Raw genomic sequence first — 20277 nt, forward strand, 5'->3', positions numbered from 1 at the left:
GTCATCAAAGAGTCATCAAACTGTCGTGAAATACGGGGATTGGTAGCCATACCAGTCCCCGTTTTTATGCCGATTGAGAACTAACATGATTGCCACCGAGCAGTTCAGTACGCTGGACAACATCCTCGCCAACAGCGATCTGCACAGCCTGTTTCAGCCAATCATCTCGCTCTCCGAGCGGCGCATCCTTGGCTATGAAGCGCTTAGTCGCGGCCCGTCCAATAGCGCCCTGCACTCTCCCATCAACTTATTTGCTGTAGCACGCAGCGCGGGGCGCTTAAGTGAATTGGAACTGCTCTGCCGCAAAAATGCCTGCCAGCGGTTCAGCCAACTGAAACTTGAAGGCAAACTATTCCTCAATGTCTCACCGGACTCGTTGATGGAGCCCAAACACCAGCCAGGACGCACACTCCAACTGTTACAGACCCTGGGTATCCCGCCCAGCCAGGTGGTTATTGAGCTCACCGAACAATCGCCTACGGACGACTTCGCCCTGCTCGATACCGCCTTGCACCACTACCGCGCTATGGGCTTCTCAATCGCCCTGGACGACCTTGGTGCAGGCTATTCGAGCCTGCGCCTGTGGTCAGAACTGCGCCCTGATTACGTAAAGATTGATCGACACTTTATCGACGGTATCCATCAGGATGCAGTCAAGCGCGAATTTGTTGGATCTATCCTGAAAATGGCCAAAGCCTCTCGCGCCCAAGTGATTGCCGAGGGCATCGAACTACCTGAAGAGCTGGCCGTATTAGCGGAAATGGGCGTCGACCTGCTGCAAGGCTACCTGCTTGGGCGTCCACAAGAAGTGCCGCCACGCGATGCGGCCAACCTACTACCGAGCTTCAGCACCAGTAGCCCACTGGCCGAGGATGTCAGCGATCTGCGTAGCCTACTCAACACGCAGCAAGCAGTTGCCTTAAGCACACCGACCAGCGCAGTGCTGGAGATGTTTCGCAGCCAAGCCAATCTCAACTCCCTGGCTGTCCTTAACGAGGCCCAACAGCCCGTAGGTATTGTGCATCGTCACTCCCTTTCCGAAGCTTTACTCAAGCCCTTTGCCAACGAACTGCACGCGCGCAAACCTATCAGTCGCCTGATGAGTACGGACTATCTGGCGGTTGAAGCAAGCCAGTCCCTGCAGCAGGTCAGCCGTCTGCTCACCAGTCGCGCTCGGCAACGTATCGAAGAGGACTTCATCATTATTGAGGACGGTCGCTACACCGGTCTCGGCCGAGTCATCGACGTTCTAAAGCTGATCACTGAACTGAAAATCCAGAAGGCCCGCTACGCCAACCCGCTGACCCTGCTACCGGGCAATGTACCCATCCAGCAATGCCTAACTCGCTTACTGCAGCAAAGCCGCGAAGCCGTGGTGTGCTATGTAGATATCGACAACTTCAAGCCGTTTAACGATATCTACGGCTATGCCAAAGGCGATGAAGTACTGCTGAGCCTGGCGCAGTGCCTAAACGAGCGGGTAGACCCAACACGGGATTTTGTCGGCCACATCGGCGGAGATGACTTTCTCTTGGTGCTCTGCTCTTCAGACTGGCGCTCGCGTCTAAATCGTCTACTGGAGGATTTTCAGAGCCAGTGTCGACGTTTCTATCGGGAAGAAGACTTACATGCAGGGTGTTTTGTAGCCCATGACCGCAGCGGCAAATGCCAGGAATACGCCCTCCTGTCCTTGTCGCTGGGCGTTGTACATGTGCACCCTGAGCAATGTGCGCAACTGGATGCCAGCCAACTTGCGGCGCTAGCCTCAGAAGCCAAGCGGCACGCCAAAAATGTACCTGGCTACAGCCTGCACATTATCGATACGCAAAACCTAACGGCAGCGTAACCGGGTTAATCCCGGCTACTCGTCACGGGCACGAGTGGTAAGTCCAGCAAAATGCTCAGCCAAGGCTAAATCGACAGGCACTTCAGAAGCGCCATTTCGATACAGCTCGGCCAAACGGTAAGCCGCCGCAGGATGCCCAGCCTGCGCGGCCTGGGTCCACCAACTGATGGCCTGCTTCGCATCCGCAGGGGATTGGGAATCACCAGCGAAGCTCAACACACCCAACTGATAGGCGGCCTTGGCATCCCCGGCCTTAGCTGCCAAGCCGAGTAGCCGCTTACCTTCACTGCGAGCACCGAGGCCCTGACCGCGAAACAGCAGGATATGCCCGTAGAAGCTTTGCGCCTGACAATTGCCCAGGTTGGCCATACGGGCAAACTGCCCTTCGATCCAACGCCAAGCACGTGGTTGCCTGACCAGCCATGACCAATGGAACAGCCGACGAGCGAGTAGATAGCCAAGGCGAGCACGCACCGCGACAAACATCAGACTTCTTCCGGATAACTGAACTCAAACACTCGCGCAACCTCGGCCGCATGCCAAGACGCAGCAGCAATACCATCTGAGGCACCATTGAAACGCCCCAAGCGGCTGACACACTCAAAGAAGCCAGTACGCGGTAAACGACTGGCTCCCTGACTGATCACCAAGGCACTGCGCAGCGGCCTGTCTGCACGGGCATCCAAGGCCGCCAGATGCTCCAGAGCGGCGGCCAGGGTCTGCATGGCTGGACTGGGCAATGCCAGCCGCTCGATCAACGCACGATAGGTTACTAAATGGCGCTGACGCTGAGCATCCTCAAGCTCTCCCAACAACGCCTGCCAGTGCTGACGGCTAATACTTACGGTCAAGGTTGTGACTCCCAGCCGGCAACGCCTAGGTGCCAGGCAAGAGCACGCTGAATCGCAGCATCCGGCTGCCGTTCGCCGCTTTCAATCATAGCCATGTAGTGAGGGCTGATCCCAACATTACGTGCCAATTGCTCAGCTGTCAGGCCTTTGGCTTCACGCAGGCTAACCAGTTGACTGAGAGCAGGCATATCACTCGGCGTACTGGCTCTGGCGGCAGTAGCTACAGGCTTGGCGCCTGCTGCCTGCAGCAAAGCTTGATACTGAGCCCAAGGCAATACCGCATATTCAGGCTCACCGTCGCGCTCGATCACTTGCACATTCATCTGTAAATCTCCATGCAGAGCACTTCCATCACTCTCGCGACTCCAGAACAGGCAGCCATCTTAACAGCCCAGCACGGCAAAGGGCGTGATCTGGACTACCCTCAGATCACCAAGTCGAATATAGGAGCCTGTCTTGCGCACCCTGATAGTCCTGCTCACAGCCGCCTGTAGCCTGGCAATAAATGCAGCCCCATTACGCTGGGGATTTTCTAGCGCAGACGGCATGCCATATGTAGATGTGCATGAGCAACAATTACGCGGCGGCGTCATTTACAAACTTGGCCAGATGGCCAGCCAAGAGCTTGGCTATAACGCAGAGTTCGTGGAAACACCAAACAAACGTATTGATGAGTTTATGCAGCGCGGCCGCATTCACGTGATCTGTAACAGCAACCCGCAATGGCTGGATCAACCTGAGCGTTATCACTGGTCAGCCCCACTCTATAGCGAAGAAGACGTGCTATTGCTGCACCGTCAACATTCCACCATCAACAGCTTGCACGATCTATACGGCAAAACTCTCGGCACCCAACTGGGTTACGTGTATGACAGTGCATTGATGAATGCTTTTGCCAAGCAACAAATCATCCGCCAAAACCTGCGCGATCAAAGCGCTGGGCTGAACCTGCTACGAAAGCAGCGCCTGGACGCGATAATCGACATGCACAGAACGCTTATCTTCCAGCTGCGCAACAGCAATGATGGTGCCCTGCAGATAAATCCCTGGGTCATTGATCGTTACGACATGCACTGCATCTACAGCCCGCAATTACCGATCAAGGCTGAGCTTCTGGATAAAGTACTGCAGGAACTACACGACAAAGGCCTGATTGAGCAAATGCTTAACGAAAGCTGAGTTTGATACCCAGCTACTCAATACGCCCCTGTATAACTGCGTGCGACTCATCCACATCGGGCAAACGCTCAATTACCTTTAATGCCTCAGGTGTTTGAGCATCACGCCACTGCTGAAATGCCACCAGCTCAACCTGCCAAGTGCGCAGCACCCAAGCCAATACGGCTAGATCATCGATCAAGCCAATGCCAAATAGCCAATCAGGTATGGCATCAAGTGGTGTCACGAAGTACAGCAAGGCCGCCACTACCGATAGCAACGCACGGGAGTCGATGGATCGGTACTCTCCGCGCCACCAAGCCAGACAAAGGCCCTGCAGCAACTTCAGCTGATCGGTTAATTCGGCAAAGCCACTTCCTAGTTTTTCACGCTTTCGAGCGACAGATAACAACAAGGTCGGTAACCGTCCGGCCTTGAGGAAACGCTTGGCCAAAAGCTGGTAACGCGCAAAATTTTTCGGTGCTTTCATCATCCTCTCCCGGCAATCCCGCACCCCAGCTGGGTTGGCGAAGGTTATCCACCAAAGCTGTGGATAACCTTGTGAACAAATTCTCGATAACCCTGCCAAACGCCCAGCCTACGCGGCCTAGCAACAGATCGGACATTTTTTGCCCACACAATAAAAACCCATATAAATCAACAATTTAAAAATGGCAAAGGGTTTTTACCGATGATCTACCATAACCTGTGACAAGTAATATGGAAAATGTGCATAACCGTAACACCACAGCCATTTCAAACGCTGTTTAAGGCACCCCAGTCAAGCAAAAACGACAGATTCTGACCAACAGAAACAACAACGCCCCGTCGAGACGGGGCGTTGCTTGAATCAAGAGTAATTACTCTTTAGCGGCTTGGTCTTTGATCGCGATCAGCTCAAGATCAAACACCAGCACCGAGTTGGCTGGGATAGCCGGAGTCGGGCTCTGCTCGCCGTAAGCCAGTTCGCTTGGAATGTACAACTTGTACTTTTCACCAACGTGCATCAGCTGCAAGGCTTCAACCCAACCAGGAATCACGCCGCTAACCGGCAAGTCAATCGGGCTACCACGCTTAATTGAACTATCAAACACAGTGCCGTCGGTCAATTTACCTTCGTAATGAACAGTCACCACGTCAGTCGCTTTCGGTTGCGCGCCATCAGCTTTTGTCACCACTTCATACTGCAACCCAGAAGCAGTGGTGGTTACGCCTTCACGCTTAGCATTGTCTTCAAGGAACTTTTTACCAGCCTTGGCCGACTCTTCATTCATTGTGACCATGCGCTCTTCAGCACGCTTTTGCAGGAAAGCAAAAGCCTCGATCAGCTCTTCATCCTTCAGGCGTTGCTCTTTCTTGCCAATAGCATCTTCGATGCCCTGAGCGACCGCATTGGAGTCCAGGTCATCCATACCTTCTTGAGCCAGGCTTTTGCCCATGTTCAAGCCGATACCATAAGAAGCTTTCTGCGCAGGAGTTTCTAGAGTGACTTTGCTAGTTTGCGAGTCGCAACCTGCGAGAACCAAACCAACCAGGGCGACCGCCGCTGCTAAACGATGCTGTTTCATGCTTGTTCCTTGTCCGGTTCGCCCTAAGGCAATGGTGTGAAAGCGCGAGCTTAGCAGGCTGTCGCGATCACTGGCTACCGTGATAGGAAACAGAAAATGCTTATAAGTTCAGGCGTTTAGCTGAATATTTAATAAGATTTTTCGGAAAGATTGGAGATGTCACAGAGGGGATGAAGCGAGGATAAAAAATGGCGCAGCGGACGGGACTCGAACCCGCGACCCCCGGCGTGACAGGCCGGTATTCTAACCGACTGAACTACCGCTGCGCGTAACTTCAAAAGCGAGTTGGTGGGTGATGACGGGATCGAACCGCCGACCCGCTGCTTGTAAGGCAGCTGCTCTCCCAGCTGAGCTAATCACCCTTCACTCTCGAAGTGGGGCGCATTCTAGACACAGACCCCGACCTTGGCAAGCACTGTTTTTAAATTTTTTTATTGATATAGCAAAGGCTTAGCGCAGACTTGGCCTCACGCACCAAGCAAGGGAATAATGCACGGCCAAATGAAACGCACGCCGCGCGACGCGCTCCTATTAACGTCGAGTAACCCGACAACGAACTAGCTCGGGTAATGACGACTTGTTTTACCTGCCGTTACTGGCAGGCCTGCTAATGGAGATTTATCGCCTTATGTGGTTCCGTAACCTACTGGTTTATCGCCTCACCCAAGAAATCCCTTTTGATGCCGAGGCTCTTGAAACGGCACTGACAGCCAAGCCGGCCCGCTCATGCGCCAGCCAGGAACTCAGCACCTACGGCTTCATCGCCCCATTTGGTAAAGGTGGTGACGCTCCACTGGTTCACGTCAGCGGTGATTTCCTACTGATTGCCGCGCGCAAAGAAGAACGCATCCTACCTGGCAGCGTGGTACGCGATGCCTTGAAGGAGAAGGTCGACGAGATCGAAGCCGAGCAAATGCGCAAGGTCTACAAGAAAGAGCGCGACCAACTTAAAGACGACATTGTGCAGACTTTTCTGCCGCGCGCCTTTATCCGCAAATCCGCCACCTTTGCCGCCATTGCGCCCAAACAAGGCCTGATCCTGGTCGATGCTTCCAGCGCCAAACGTGCCGAAGACCTGCTATCAACCCTGCGTGAAGCTATCGGCTCGCTGCCGGTACGCCCACTGACCGTGAAGATCGCACCAAGCGCCACGCTGACCGACTGGGTCAAAACCCAACAGGCCGCACCAGATTTCCACGTACTGGACGAATGCGAACTGCGCGACACCCATGAAGATGGCGGCGTAGTGCGCTGCAAGCGCCAGGACCTGACCAGCGACGAGATCCAGCTGCACATGACTTCAGGCAAGCAGGTCACCCAGCTTTCCCTAGCCTGGCAGGACAAACTGTCCTTCGTGCTGGACGACAAACTGGTAGTCAAACGCCTGCGCTTCGAAGACCTCCTGCAAGATCAAGCAGAACAGGATGGCGGTGATGATGATCTTGGCCAACAAGATGCCAGCTTCACCTTGATGATGCTGACCCTGGTCGACTTCCTCCCCGCCCTATTCGAAGCCCTTGGCGGCGAAGAAATACCGCAAGGTATCTGATAAACCTGCGGCACACGCCCCACATTGTGTGCCGCCCTCCTCCAGACCACCAAGGACCTCCCCATGCCGGCACTCATTGCCCTCAGCCGCTTTGTCGGTAACACCTTTGCATTTTGGGTGCTGCTGTTCGCTGTATTGGCATTCCTGCTGCCGAGTGGCTTTCTGCCGCTTACAGCCTGGATCGTGCCACTGCTCGGGCTGATCATGTTCGGCATGGGCCTGACCCTTAAAGGTGAAGACTTTCGCGAAGTGGCACGCAGACCCCTGCGAGTTCTAGTCGGCGTACTGGCACAATTCATCATCATGCCGGCCCTGGCTTGGGTGCTGTGCAAGCTACTCGCTCTACCCGCTGAAATTGCTGTCGGGGTGATACTGGTCGGCTGCTGCCCAGGCGGCACAGCATCAAACGTGATGACTTGGTTCGCCCGTGGTGATGTGGCATTGTCCGTGGCTATTACCGCCGTTTCCACCCTACTCGCCCCGCTGCTTACCCCCGCACTGATCTGGTTACTAGCCTCTGAATGGCTGCCAGTGTCGTTCTCTGCCATGTTTCTTTCGATCCTCAAAATGGTCTTACTGCCCATCACGCTTGGCCTGATTGTGCAACGCCTGCTGGGTGAGCGAGTGAAACTGGCGGTAGAGGTTCTACCACTGATCTCAGTGGTGAGCATTGTCGCCATCGTCGCGGCGGTAGTAGCCGCCAGCCAAGCTAAAATTGCTGAGTCGGGCTTGCTGATCATGGCCGTGGTTATCCTGCACAACGGTATAGGCCTAGGGCTGGGGTATTTCGTGGGGCAACTACTGGGCATGCCTCTCGCACAGCGCAAGACACTGTCCATCGAAGTCGGCATGCAAAACTCCGGCCTCGGCGCCGCCCTCGCGAGCGCGCACTTCTCGCCCTTGGCGGCAGTACCCAGCGCATTATTCAGCGTCTGGCACAACCTATCCGGCCCATTACTGGCGACGATTTTTCGACGCATGCGGCGCAATTAAAAAGGCATTGAGAGACACTCCAAACGAGCACCCGGCGGACTTTGGCGGCCGACATGAGAGCTCCGGAGTTAAGAACGGCGACGAGCGACTCGTGGCGCTCAACAACGTGGCCAGGCCGCTAATCGAGGGACAGCGTGGGTTTGATCCGGCCTGGGTATTTCCTTACGGACAACCCGATCGAAATGACAAGGCCACTCCAGTTCACCGGATGAACGATTCGGCATGGAAGAAGGCCAGGGTCAGAGCCGCGAAGAAGCTCCAGGAGCGTTTTCTTCGCCCTGCCCCAGCTAGATTTGCTTCGATCCGCGTTCACGATCTGAAGCACACCTTCGGTCGAAGACTTCGGGCAGCAGGGGTAACAGAGGAAGACCGGAAGGCGTTACTCGGTCACAAAAATGGCAGCATCACCAGTCACTACTCAGGCGCAGAGCTTGGGCATCTGATTGAAGCTGCAAATATGGTATCGGCAACTGATTCGCGAGGACCAGTGCTGACTATTTTGAAAAGGAGGCAAGCGTGAAATCCGGAGAAGTCACGCAAAAGTCACGCGCATGAAAAAGCCCAACCTTTTCAGATTGGGCTAAGTCATTGAAACTATTGGTCGGGACGGAGTGATTCGAACACTCGACCCCTTGCACCCCATGCCGGCGGGCGACCCTATAAGGCATTGATTTCAATAGGATAATTTTGAGCGCTCGCTGCAGCTAATGCTCTACGCTATCCGACAGTTTTCAACGATTTCCCGCAAAAGTCCCTGAGGCATTTAGGGCCACCGCGCCCTCCTCACCGGCACAAGAACATTTAACAAGCGTCGACAACAGTAAGCGCTGGAGCAGACCACCTCTGCCCGCAGGGCAGGTGACCGCTCCATTGCGCACATCAGAAAATCCATAACCGCCTCATCATCGCCTCGCGCACCTTATCAGTGATTGAGTGACAAGGTGCCGAGCGCAAGTGACTCTTTAATCCACGATCTCTTCCACAGCGGTCTCGACAGCCTTGTCGTCTACAAGCGTTTTCGGCTTTGCCTGATTCCGTCGTGCCTGTACCCGTTGCCGCTTAGCCTGATGCTTCGCATGAAGCGCCTGGGCCGTTGTCACGAAACCTGTTGCGTGGCCGCTTAAGTCCAAGCGCGGCGCATTCTCCGTCATGCATGCCCAGTATCGACTTCCTCGACACCAGGTAGCGATGCCCTGCTTGAGCTGTTCGCTGGTTAAACCGAGCAGTTCCAGGTGTTGCTCAGCATCTTTGAGAATGCCTTCCTTTAGCGGTACTTTGGGGGCAGGACTGACCGGAAAGGCTGATGGGAAGTGCTTCTGCAATAGCCAGATCGCTTCGACCGCTGGATCTTGCTCGCGGAGCTTCGCCTGCGGATAAGGCTTCCGCTTAGGCTGCTTCGTACTCTCATCTACACGCTTCGCAGCGTACCCTCAACTTAGGGCGCGGTAACGATTGATCCTGTGACTGTTATTGACAATAAGGCCGATCAACTGCCGCCAGCCTAACCATACGTACTTCCGACACCAGCAGTCCGCCAGAACTGCAGCGAACTTAAGCATTCTGGTCTTCGAGACCTAATTGCGGGACCCAGTTTCAACTGAAAACCGCATGAACAGCTTGCGCTGCTTGATAAAGAATCTGTCCGACATGCTCGATTTCCATTTCACTGATAATCAGCGGCGGCAGAAACCTAACGGTGGCACCATGTCGCCCCCCTAGTTCCACGATCAGGCCACGCTCCAAACAAGCTCGCTGAAGTTTGCTCGCTCTGTCACCATCTGCCGCAGGCCGTCCCAGAGAATCGGAGCTCTCGGGGTCCACAATTTCCATGCCCAGCATCAGACCGCGCCCGCGAACATCACCAACCCAGTCGAATTCGGCCCGTAACCCTTGCAATAAAAGCTGCAGCTGATGCCCCACATGACGCACGTGGGTGGTCAACTCCTCCTGCTGGATAAACCGCAATGTCGCATTTCCTGCAGCCATAGCCAGTTGATTACCACGAAACGTGCCGGCATGCGCGCCTGGCTGCCACTGATCCAGCTCATTGCGATAGACCATCACAGAGAGCGGCAAACCACCGCCAATGGCCTTGGACAGAGTAATGACATCCGGCGTAATGCCGCTTTGCTCAAAAGCAAAGAGATCACCCGTACGACCAATACCGCACTGAATCTCATCCAAGATGAGCGTGATGCCATGCTCCCGAGTGATGTTCCGGAGTCCCTGCAACCAGCGTTCAGGCGCAGGAATCACTCCACCCTCCCCCTGAACAGTTTCGAGGATCATGGCTGCCGGCTGAGTAATACCACTCTCTGGATCGCTTAACAGGTACCGAATGTAATGCAGGCTGGCGTCTATCGACTGTTCTCCAGTCAAGCCAAAAGGACAGCGATAACTGCATGGGTAGGGTAAGAACTGAACACCTGCCAGTAGGCCACCCAGCGACTTCTTCGGACCCAGATTGCCACTAAGCGAGAGCGTTCCAAGGGTCATGCCATGATAAGCACCGTGAAACGACAGAACGGTCTGCTGACTTGATGTCGTCCGAGAAAGCTTGATTGCTGCCTCGACTGCATCCGCGCCACTGGGGCCACAGAACTGTATACGGGCATCCTTGGCAAATTCGCTGGGCAACAATTCAAACAATGTCTGCACAAAGGCATCCTTGATCGAAGTGCTCAGATCGAGGGTATGCAATGGGATCCCCGATGCCAGTGCATTCTGGATTGCCTCCACGGCCACCGGGTGGTTGTGACCCAGCGCCAGAGTACCGGCACCGGCAAGGCAATCGATGTACACCTGCCCCCTCGAGTCCTCGACATAGACGCCCTGGGCCCGTTTCAGCTCCAGCGGTATGCGCCGTGGATAGCTGCGTGCATTGGATTCGCGTTCTATTTGCCGCTGCAGGATCGGCGTACTGTCTAAGCAGTAGAGCTGGCTTAGCCCGGTATGCCGGCGCTGAAATTCGAGGGGAGTGTTCGCTGTCGGGGTGATCATACTCATGATGGCTTCCTCGCATCACACGAATAGCGCGTTCTCTGGCTCCCGCTTCAAAACTCTCGAAAGGGGCAAGACAACGCACGCTGAATAATGGGCAGCGACACCTATGTCGCCGCCCTTCTTCCCTGGTGGGTTCCACCTTCCTTAGAAGTCGTAACGAGCGGCTACTCCGAGGGTCATCGGCGCACCAACGTCGAGCAGGTTGTCGCTCTGGTTGTTGGTGACGTATTCCTTATCGAACAGGTTGCGTACATAACCACTGAGCGTCAGGTTGCCAATGGGGTACTCGGCATTCAGGTTTACCAGCGCGACGCTGTCGTTATAGCGTTTGCCAGTTACCGTGCTACCGCTTACATCGAAGTTGGAGATGCTCTTGTCCTGGTAGACGACATCACCACCGATCATCAGCCCATTAGCGAAGGTGTAGTTGGCCCCCACATTGGCCATCTGCTTAGGCGCGTAAACGAATTCGTAACCGCTTAGATCCACACCATCACGAACGAAAGACTTGTACTTGGTGTCGTTGTAGGCGAAGCCAGCATTGACCAGCAGTTGCGAGGTCACCAGGTACTCCGCCGAGAACTCCAGGCCAATCATTCGACTCTCACCAGCATTGGCCACCTGAGCCGGATCAGAAGGCGCATTGCGGAATACCACCTGCTGATCTTTCCAGTTGGTGTGATAGAGGTTGGCCGTGGTGCGCAGACGACGATCCAGCCAGTTAGCACGCCAGGCCAGCTCGTAGGTGCTGGTGAATTCGGGATCATAGGCATCGTGGCGAGCACGGCTGCGAATGTTCACACCACCACTGCGATAACCACGCTGCCAGGTGAGGCCAATCACCTGATTCTCGGTGAGGTCATGGCTGATACCGATCTTGGGCAGCAACACACTGGAGCTGATATCACGGTCGACGTCAGGATCTACCGCAAAAACAGCGCCGACAGGGTAGCTGATCTTGGTGTTGTTCTTTTCGTTATCCCAACGCAGCCCCGTGATCAGTTTCCAGCTATCCACGAATGTCCAATTGAGTTCACCAAACACGGCCTGACTGTTGATCTTGGTTTCCCCGAGCTGATTCAACAATACCGTTCCGTTACTGACCAACTTATCGTCGAACTCACCTTTTGAACGCCCCAGGTACACACCGAATACGCCATCCAGCCGATCCGATACATAACCCAGGCGCAACTCCTGAGTGCCCAGAGTTTGTTCATTGTGACGAGGCGTTGTCTGATCAGCGGTCGTAGTGCGGTCGAAGTCGAGCATGGAGTCGTACTTGGACCAGGTGCCAGACGTTACACTGGTCAGCGTCCAGAAATCGTCCAGGCGATAATCGACTTTAGCGGTAGCGGTATTCTGAGCCAAGGTATGCAGTGTTTCCGTACTTTCGTAAACCTTGTAGTAATCCGGTTTGGCGCTGGTCGCAGCCGCCGCATTGAGACCGGCACGCTGCTTGGTGCGCGTGAAGGTAAGCAGCACATCCATGTCATCGGACGGCAAGATAAGGAACTTGCCGCGCACGTTGGATGAACGTAGCTGGTTGGCGTCCATATCCAAGAACTCGTTCTCGATATAGCCGTCGGACGTCTGATAGTCGACAGCTAAGCGACCCGCGATAACACCATCAACCAAGGAGCCGTTGACCATGGCTGATGTACCACGCTCGCCATACGTACCGGTGTTACCTTTCACCGAAAACTCAGGATCGAAGGTTGGATCCTTGCTTTTCATGATGATGGCGCCAGCCAGCGAGTTACGCCCCTGAGTCGTCGACTGGGCCCCCCGATAGATCTCGACCTGCTCCATGTCCCAGAGCCCCATGGGATTGAGGGTCAGCAACCTGTTGGCCTGCAGCGCATCGTCGACATATACCGAAACAGCACCATTGAGCGCCGCAGGCCCCTGGTCATCGAAGCCACTCACAGGGATGCCCCGAATCCCCCAGTTCTCGTTTCCCGACTGGGCGTACACACCAGGCGTACGATCCAACACTGCCTGCAAATCCTGATCGCCATGAGTGCGGATGTCTTCACTGGTCACCACCGCAACGCTGGACAGCGTTTTGTCCTGACTGCGCTGAATCTTCTCACCAGTGACGACCGCATCCTTGAGCTGCAATGCTTGTTCTTTATCGGCTACCTCGGCCGCAAGCGCGGAAGTCGCAACCATCAGGCCGGACGCAACCGCCAACGCCAACGTATTTTTCTTAAATTTATTCATTTACCTCTTGGCTCCTTCGTCATTTGCTTCGCCCAGAGCGTCCCAGATAGAACGCCCTCCCTCCCCAAAGCTCCGGCTAAAGAAGCCAGACATTTGCAGTTGCGAAATACTATTATTCGTAATAATAATTTGCAATCTTTACGAGAGTGATTATCATTTAAACCTCATTGCATGCAGGCAGTCATGTTTGGAAGGAGGTTGCGCTGAAGCTGAATAGTTAGGCGCGCCGGTTGACACAAACCTGTTGATTGGAGGGAGGAGCCATGGCTCATCGTCTACACGGAAGCGAGACAACCGCTACTCAGATTATTGCGAGCTATGTTTCGGGGGTACTTGCAATGCCTCCGCATCAGTTGCGCTCTGGCGCGAGGGCCCTCCACGCATGAGTCAGCTTGCAGATGTGTGCGCTACTGATGTGATCCGCTCAGCCTTGGAGCAAGATGGCTGCGTCATCGCCCCTCTGCTCCGTAGCAACGCGCTCCCCCTGCTTATCAATAGCCATAAGAGGGATTCGATTCACGCGCTGAGCGACGAGATTCGAGCTGTAGCCCTGGATGCGCTAGGTACCACCGGCGGCGTTCTATTTCGCAACTTCAAGGTGCCGACCCCCCTAGATTTCAAGCGCTTTGCCGCCAGTTTCGGCATGCCGCTGGGTACTTACGAGTTCGGTTCCACACCCCGCAGCAAGGTGTTCACCGGGGTCTATAGCTCTACCGAATACCCCGCTCACCAGAGCATTCCCCTGCACAACGAGCAGTCCTACACGCGCCAATGGCCATCACGCATCTGGTTCCATTGCATGACCGCGAGCCAGGTCGGCGGGGAAACCCCGATAGCTGACAGTCGCCAGGTGTACCAAGAGATTGATCCCGCGATACGCGAGGAATTCATCGCCAAGGGGCTGCTCTACGTGCGCAACTACAGCAGCACGCTCGATATTCCCTGGCAGCACGTGTTCAACACCGACGACCGCATTAAGGTAGAGCAATACTGCCAGGCGCAGGGAATCGAATGGAGCTGGAACGCCGACGGCGAGCTGAGCACGAAGCAACTGTGCCAGGCCGCCGTCCAGCACCCAGTCAGCCATGAATGGGTGTGGTTCAACCAGGCACACTTGTTTCATATATCCGCCATGTCCGCTGATCTGCGCCAGGCACTGATCGACGCGGTTGGCCCAACGCAATTGCCGCGTAACGTCTACTTTGGCGACGGCACGCCAATTCCGAACGCCACCCTGGACGAAATCCGGGCGGTCTACGCCAGAACCAGTGTGACCTTTGCCTGGCAGGCCGGCGACGTTTTGATGCTCGACAACCTGCTGGTCGCCCATGGTCGCAACCCATTTAGCGGTGACCGCAAGGTCATCGTGTCAATGGCCTAGGAGCGCGCATGGACAAGCCCTTCCCGCCCCTGCTGCCCCTGAGCGAGGCAGCCGCCCAGTGTGTCCGCCAATCCTTCGCGCAAAGTCGCCTGTGGTTTCTGCATCAGCTGGAGCCTGCCCGCGCTCAGCACAACATTCTGATTCGCATGGTGCTCAATGGCCCGAAGCTGGATGTGCACCGGTTGAAACACGCGTTGGACGCGTTGTGCGTTAGGCACCCAGTGCTGCGCGCCTGCTACCGCACCACTCAGGCTGGCCCTGAACAATGGCTGGCAGCGCGGCAATCCATCGAGGTGAACACGCGCGATCTGCGACACCTGCAAACGGATCAGCAGCTTCACGTGATCGATCAGCTGCTGCATGACGAGCAGAACAGGCCATTCGATCTCGCCTCCGGCCCAGTAATGCGGGCGTGTCTACTCACGCTCGGCGAAGGCGCGCAGGAACTGATCATCGTCATCCATCACATCGCCTTCGACGGCCGCTCGGGAGAAATACTTCTGCAGGACCTGGCGCACTACTACGCCACCCAGGAACCCGGCGCAGCACTGCCACGTCGCCTGCAGTACGCCGACTTCGCGGCATGGGAGCCGGGCTACGTCAACGCCGAGCGGGTCAATACGGAAACTGCGTTCTGGCGCGATCATCTCGCTGGCATGCCTCTGCAGCTGGACTTCGCCAAACGCCCACGTCCGGATGGAGGCACTCAGGCAGGACGGCACCAGTTCATGATCCCGCCGCAGCAGGTCGAGCACCTGAAGCAGGCGAGCCGTGCTCAACGACTGCCGCTGTTCGTGATGCTGACAGGGCTGTTTCAGCTGTGGCTGCACTACCTGAGCGGACAGCGGCGTTTTCTGATCGGCACCGACGTGCATGGTCGTGACCTGCCTGAGCTGCAGGACATCTTCGGTTTCTTCGTCAACCAGCTCACCCTCAAGTGCGAGCTCGAAGACGACCTGCCGCTGGGCGAACTGCTAATGCGCACCCGCCAGACCATCCGCCTGGCCCATGCGCACCGTCAGTTGCCATTCGATTTACTGGTGTCACAACTGGCACCGCAGCGCAAAGCGGATCGCTCGCCGTTGTTCCAGGCCAAGTTCAACTACCAGCGCGACCGTTTCAGCATCAAGGCGCTCGGCAACGCCAGAATCGTCCACACCCAGGTCATTCAGAACCTGGCCGGCTTCGATCTGGTGCTCGACCTGATGCACCGTCACGACAGCATCGAGGCCACGCTGGAATATGACCGGCACCTGTTCAGTCCCGACGAAATTGAACGCTTCGCCCACCTCTGGCAACGCCTGCTGGGGCAATTTGACACCCAGCTCGAACTACCGATCAGCATGCTGCGTGACCGCCTGCAGAGCTGGGACGACACCCATCTGCAACAACAGCAACACACGCTGAACAATCAAGGCCGCGCCCGCCTGGGAAACACCCGGCGCCGCGCTGTCAGCCTGTAGCGATAAGGAACCCGCATGATATCCACTCCACCTTCAGGCAATCGTCCCAGCACCGGCCGTCGCAAGCCCATCGCGCTGTCCGAACAGAGCATCGTCAACGAACGGCTACTGGACCCGGCGTGGGATCTTCCCTGGCTGGTCGAGCCGAATATGCCCGGCGTCGATCTAGTGCAATGGGCCGCGCAGAACCGCGACAATCTGGAGCAGAAGCTGCAGCAGCATGGCGCCATTCTGCTGCGTGGCTTCGACGTACAGGCCGCCGCACACTTCAATGCCGTGATCGATGCGCTGTCGAGCGGCGCACTGGAGTACATGTTCCGCGCCTCGCCGCGAACCCGGGTGGGCGGCAATATATACACCTCGACGGACTATCCAGCCGACCAGGTCATCTTTCCGCACAACGAACACTCCTATTCCCCGCGCTTTCCGCTGCGGCTGTTCTTCTACTGCCATCAACCCTCGGACATCGGCGGTGAAACCCCCATTGGCTCAGTGCGCACGGTAAAGGCGCAGATCCCGCCTGAAATCATCGAGACCTTCCGCCAGAAGAAGATTCTCTACGTGCGCAACTACGGCGATGGCTTCGGCCTGCCGTGGCAGTCCGTGTTCCAGACCCACGATCGCACAGAAGTCGAGGCCTATTGCGCGTCCGTGGGCATCGAAGTGGAATGGAAGGATGGCAACCGCCTGCGTACCCGCCAGGTCGGTTCCGCCCTGGCACGCCACCCGCGCACTGGCGAAGAAGTCTGGTTCAACCACGGCACTTTCTTCCACCTCAGCACGTTGCCCGCAGCAATCCGCGACTCACTCGACGCCGGCTTCTCACCGATGGACCTGCCCACCAACACCTTCTATGGCGACGGCAGCCCCATCGAGAGCGATGTGCTGGAGACGCTGCGCGCCGCCTATTTGCGTTCGCTGGTGAAGTTTCGCTGGCAACTCGGCGACATTCTACTGCTCGACAACATGCTCGCCGTGCATGGCCGGGAGCCCTACAGCGGCTCCCGCAAGATCTACACCGGCATGGCCGAAGCCACGGCAGGCAGCGACGTACAGCTCTGATCCCCCCCTTCTCTCCCTTTGCTCACGAGGAAACAGCATGTCAGCTCTGACAGGTTTTCGCATATCCCCACAACAGGCCCGAGCTTGGCGCGATATCCAGCAGCAGGTTCTGGTCAACGCCGCAAACTGGCTGGTGATCGAACCGCTTCGGGCACCCTCGCCTGTCGAAATCGAGGCGCGCCTACAAGAGCTGGGCGAGCGCGAGGAAATTCTGCGTACGGCATTGCATGCGTTACCAGGCATGGCCGTGCCAATCCAGGTTATTGAAGACGTGGCCAGTGTGACCTTCGTCGTCGAGGACTGGCGCGGGCTTTGCGCGCAGGAACGCGAGGCGCACCTGGCGCAGCTGCGTGAAGGACGCCTGGATGAGCCGGTGCTGTCGGTCTGCTATGCACGCACGACGGATGATCACTGGACGCTGTGGCTCAAAGGCTCGGCCGCTCTGCTCGATCAAACCAGCCTGGCGTTGATCGCCGCCGAACTGCTCGGCGCGCCGACCCATGAGCGCCTGCAGTACGTCGACTACGCAGAGTGGAAAAACAGCCTGCTGGAGGAAGAGGCCGAGGGCCAGGCCGTGCGCTTCTGGCAACAAGCGCGCACGGAAAGTGCCCCGCTTGAGCTGCACGGTTTGCAGACAAGCGCTGCCTCCGCGCTCTACCAGCCAGCCCTTCAGCCATTGCACAACGTGCCCACGCGTCGCGAACTGCAGCACGCCGCCGAACAGGCTGACATGAGCCTGGAAGAATGGCTTTTCAGCGCCTGGTGCGTGCTACTGGCAAGGCTCAGCGGTCAGCAGCGAATTCAGCTCGGCTGGTGCGACGCCGGCCGTGGCGAAGGGCTGGAGCAAGCGCTGGGGCTGTTCGAACAGGTTCTGCCGATCCAGGCAGAGGTCGACCTGCACGCGTCACTCCAGGCGCAGGCTTCCACGCTGCTAGGCCAGCTACGCCAGGCTCGTGGCTGGCGTGATTACTACGATAGCGAACAGGTCTGCGAAGTCTTCTTCGCCTGCAGAGACGCAGCGTTATTGCTAAGCCATGGAGAGCTGATAGACGCCGGCAGCTTGCGCCAGCGCTTCGCGCTCGGGTTGGAATGCCGACTGGATACGGCGACGCTGGAGCTGCGCCTGGCCTATGATCGGACGCGCTTCGATGCCACCGCCATTGCCTGCATCGAGGAGCAATGGACACTGCTGCTGCGCGGCCTGTGCGCGCCAGCCCAACCAATCGGTACGCTGTCACTCGTCGGCCCACATCAAGATGAGCTGCTGCAGAACAGCGCTGCTCAAGCGCAAGTTCGTGCCATCGGCGTACTCGGGCTGATTGAGGAGCGCGCCAAAGCCACCCCCAATGCGCCTGCCCTGGCCGATGCGGGAGGCATCACCCACTACGGCGAGCTGCTCGTTCAGATCGAGTCGCTTGCCCGTCGTCTTTGTGCCGAAGGCGTGCAGGCCAGCGACGTGGTCGGCATCCTTTTGCGCCGCGAACGCCAGGCCATAGTCGCCATGCTGGCCGCGCTGAGAGCCGGCGCCGCCTACCTGCCCCTGGATCCGTCCTACCCGGCCGAACGCCTGGCCTACATGATCGAGAACAGCGGCGCACGCTTGCTACTCAGCACCACCGATCAGCAAGGCAGCGGCACCAACAGCGCCCGCACTCTACTGTTGGACGTAGCGAGCGGCGAAGGGCCCGAGACCATTTCGCTACCTATTGTCGCCCTGCAACAGACCGCCTATCTGATCTACACATCCGGCTCCTCCGGGCAACCCAAGGGTGTGCCAATCAGCCACGCCAGCCTGAGCCATTCGACGCAGGTGCGCATGGCTTACTACCGCGAACCGGTACAGTCCTACCTGCTGCTTTCGTCCTTGTCCTTCGATAGCTCGGTGGCCGGGATCTACTGGACGCTCTGCCAGGGCGGTTTGCTGGTGCTACCGGCGAGCGGCGAAGAGCTAGACCTGGAGACCCTGGCCGGACTGATTGAACGGCACCGTATCAGCCATAGCCTATCGCTACCGTCGCTGTACGAGACCCTGCTGGATTACTGCGCAGCTCCGACCCTCGCCCACCTGCGCAATTGGATAGTGGCTGGCGAACCCTGTACGGCAAGGGTGCTGGACAAACACCGTAGCAAGGCACCGCAGGCGCAACTGGTCAATGAGTACGGGCCGACCGAAGCCACCGTATGGGCCACCGCGCAAGTGCTCAGCGACGCCGCACTTGGCGATGCCGCCATCAGCATTGGCAAGCCGATTCCCGGCATGCAGTTGTGGCTGCTCAATGACAGCGCCCAGCAAGCGGCCATCGGCGAGCCTGGCGAAATCCACCTGGGCGGCCCAACCCTGGCCAGCGGCTACCTCGGTCTGCCCGAACAGACCGCCAGCGCTTTCGTCCGCTACCCGCACATCGGTGATGGCCAACGTCTCTACCGCACCGGTGACCTCGCTCGCCGACGAGCCGACGGCCAGCTGGATTTTCTCGGTCGCCGCGACCAACAGATCAAGATCCGCGGCCACCGCGTCGAGCGCGGCGAGATCGAACGCGTATTGCTGGGCCACTCCGAGGTGCGCGACGTGGTCGTTGTGGCTCAGCAGCTCGAAAGCGGTGCTCGCCTGATCGCCTATTTCACCAACCGTCACGGCTACGCCCCCGAGCCCCAGGCGCTGAGCAGCTTCCTCCTGGATCGCCTGCCGAGCTATATGGTGCCTGCGGCGTTCGTGCCTCTCGCAGCGCTGCCCCATACCCCCAACGGCAAGTTGGATCTCAACGCCCTCCCAGACCCCGACTTGCTGGTTGCAACCAATACCGCCTACGTGGCACCGCGCAACGATCTCGAAGCGGCGTTGGTGGAGATCTGTCAGCAGGTACTCAAGCGCGAACGTATCGGCGTGCAAGACAACTTCTTCCAGATCGGCGGCGATTCCATTCTCAGCCTGCAGATCGTCTCCCGCGCCAACCAACAGGGCATCAAGCTCAGCGCCAAGCAGATGTTCGAGAGCGAGACCATCGAGCGGATGGCTCAGGTCGCGACCCGCTGCGCCCTCGACAACGACCAAGCACCTGCCGCCGCCCCCACAACCGCGAACGCAAGCCGCACGGCCTCGGATTTCCCCCTGGCCGCGCTCGACGACGAAGCGTTCGACGATCTGCTGGCGGAACTGAACGCGACCCATTGAACCGGGGC

15 protein-coding genes, 2 tRNA genes and 2 pseudogenes are annotated in these 20277 nt (G+C 57.3%); 9 read left to right on the forward strand and 10 right to left on the reverse strand.

The features are described from left to right. Nucleotides 1-85: 85 nt before the first annotated feature. On the forward strand, nucleotides 86-1846 hold the full coding sequence (locus VCA57_RS22020; protein ID WP_411187656.1) for a bifunctional diguanylate cyclase/phosphodiesterase: 1761 nt from the start codon (nucleotides 86-88) through the stop codon (nucleotides 1844-1846). A gap of 15 nt (nucleotides 1847-1861) precedes the next feature. Here VCA57_RS22020 and VCA57_RS22025 read toward each other — a convergent pair whose 3' ends face one another. The 3 genes from VCA57_RS22025 to VCA57_RS22035 are packed head-to-tail and all read right to left on the reverse strand — an operon-like array spanning nucleotide 1862 to nucleotide 3020. Beyond that, nucleotides 1862-2332: a sel1 repeat family protein gene (locus VCA57_RS22025; RefSeq protein ID WP_411187658.1), complete on the reverse strand. Its 471-nt coding sequence runs from the start codon at nucleotides 2330-2332 to the stop codon at nucleotides 1862-1864. Next, entirely contained in the window at nucleotides 2332-2697 is a 366-nt protein-coding gene (locus tag VCA57_RS22030) for a hypothetical protein (protein WP_411187660.1), read from the reverse strand. Before VCA57_RS22030 ends, VCA57_RS22025 begins: the two co-directional genes overlap by 1 nt. Further along, complete coding sequence (locus VCA57_RS22035; protein ID WP_411187662.1) at nucleotides 2694-3020, reverse strand: helix-turn-helix domain-containing protein; 327 nt, start codon at nucleotides 3018-3020, stop codon at nucleotides 2694-2696. The genes VCA57_RS22030 and VCA57_RS22035 overlap by 4 nt, the downstream gene beginning before the upstream one ends. Nucleotides 3021-3243: 223 nt before the next feature. Here VCA57_RS22035 and VCA57_RS22040 point away from each other — a divergent pair, with 223 nt between their 5' ends. Then, nucleotides 3244-3876: a substrate-binding periplasmic protein gene (locus VCA57_RS22040; RefSeq protein ID WP_411187664.1), complete on the forward strand. Its 633-nt coding sequence runs from the start codon at nucleotides 3244-3246 to the stop codon at nucleotides 3874-3876. Between the two features lie 13 nt (nucleotides 3877-3889). Here the strand turns inward: VCA57_RS22040 and VCA57_RS22045 are convergent, their stop codons facing one another. The 4 genes from VCA57_RS22045 to VCA57_RS22060 form a co-directional block, all read right to left on the reverse strand. Further along, a complete protein-coding gene (locus tag VCA57_RS22045; RefSeq protein WP_411187666.1) occupies nucleotides 3890-4345 on the reverse strand; it encodes a YkvA family protein in 456 nt (151 codons plus the stop codon). 370 nt (nucleotides 4346-4715) lie between these two features. After that, nucleotides 4716-5423, reverse strand: a complete 708-nt coding sequence (locus VCA57_RS22050) for an FKBP-type peptidyl-prolyl cis-trans isomerase (protein ID WP_411187668.1) — start codon at nucleotides 5421-5423, stop codon at nucleotides 4716-4718. A gap of 189 nt (nucleotides 5424-5612) precedes the next feature. Further along, a tRNA-Asp gene (locus tag VCA57_RS22055) sits at nucleotides 5613-5689 on the reverse strand. A gap of 20 nt (nucleotides 5690-5709) precedes the next feature. Next, a tRNA-Val gene (locus VCA57_RS22060) sits at nucleotides 5710-5785 on the reverse strand. Between the two features lie 266 nt (nucleotides 5786-6051). Here VCA57_RS22060 and rdgC point away from each other — a divergent pair. The 3 genes and pseudogenes from rdgC to VCA57_RS22075 all read left to right on the forward strand — a co-directional run. Next, entirely contained in the window at nucleotides 6052-6972 is a 921-nt protein-coding gene (gene rdgC, locus VCA57_RS22065; protein ID WP_411187670.1) for a recombination-associated protein RdgC, read from the forward strand. Between the two features lie 63 nt (nucleotides 6973-7035). Further along, complete coding sequence (locus VCA57_RS22070) at nucleotides 7036-7965, forward strand: bile acid:sodium symporter (protein WP_411187672.1); 930 nt, start codon at nucleotides 7036-7038, stop codon at nucleotides 7963-7965. Between the two features lie 31 nt (nucleotides 7966-7996). After that, nucleotides 7997-8485, forward strand: a pseudogene (locus tag VCA57_RS22075) (tyrosine-type recombinase/integrase); the annotation flags it as partial. Between the two features lie 442 nt (nucleotides 8486-8927). On the opposite strand, the pseudogene VCA57_RS22080 reads toward VCA57_RS22075, so the two are convergent. From VCA57_RS22080 to VCA57_RS22090, 3 genes and pseudogenes are all read right to left on the reverse strand, one after another. After that, nucleotides 8928-9371: pseudogene (locus VCA57_RS22080) on the reverse strand (ProQ/FinO family protein); the annotation flags it as partial. A gap of 187 nt (nucleotides 9372-9558) precedes the next feature. Further along, nucleotides 9559-10971: a diaminobutyrate--2-oxoglutarate transaminase gene (locus tag VCA57_RS22085; RefSeq protein WP_411187674.1), complete on the reverse strand. Its 1413-nt coding sequence runs from the start codon at nucleotides 10969-10971 to the stop codon at nucleotides 9559-9561. A 141-nt stretch (nucleotides 10972-11112) separates the two neighbouring features. After that, a complete protein-coding gene (locus tag VCA57_RS22090) occupies nucleotides 11113-13191 on the reverse strand; it encodes a TonB-dependent receptor (protein ID WP_411187675.1) in 2079 nt (692 codons plus the stop codon). Between the two features lie 382 nt (nucleotides 13192-13573). Between VCA57_RS22090 and VCA57_RS22095 the strand changes: the two genes are divergently transcribed. The 4 genes from VCA57_RS22095 to VCA57_RS22110 are packed head-to-tail and all read left to right on the forward strand — an operon-like array spanning nucleotide 13574 to nucleotide 20269. Continuing rightward, nucleotides 13574-14572 (forward strand): TauD/TfdA family dioxygenase, encoded by a 999-nt coding sequence (locus VCA57_RS22095; RefSeq protein ID WP_411187677.1) that lies wholly within the window; start codon nucleotides 13574-13576, stop codon nucleotides 14570-14572. 8 nt (nucleotides 14573-14580) lie between these two features. After that, the gene (locus VCA57_RS22100) at nucleotides 14581-16035 is read left to right on the forward strand and encodes a condensation domain-containing protein (protein WP_411187679.1); all 1455 of its coding nucleotides are present in this window, start codon (nucleotides 14581-14583) and stop codon (nucleotides 16033-16035) included. A 15-nt stretch (nucleotides 16036-16050) separates the two neighbouring features. Further along, a complete protein-coding gene (locus VCA57_RS22105) occupies nucleotides 16051-17097 on the forward strand; it encodes a TauD/TfdA family dioxygenase (protein ID WP_411187681.1) in 1047 nt (348 codons plus the stop codon). Nucleotides 17098-17134: 37 nt separating this feature from the next. Beyond that, the gene (locus VCA57_RS22110; protein WP_411187683.1) at nucleotides 17135-20269 is read left to right on the forward strand and encodes a non-ribosomal peptide synthetase; all 3135 of its coding nucleotides are present in this window, start codon (nucleotides 17135-17137) and stop codon (nucleotides 20267-20269) included. The last annotated feature ends 8 nt before the right edge of the window (nucleotides 20270-20277 follow it).

Origin of the sequence: Pseudomonas sp. (assembly GCF_046581935.1) — a bacterium.
Taxonomy (GTDB): domain Bacteria; phylum Pseudomonadota; class Gammaproteobacteria; order Pseudomonadales; family Pseudomonadaceae; genus Aquipseudomonas.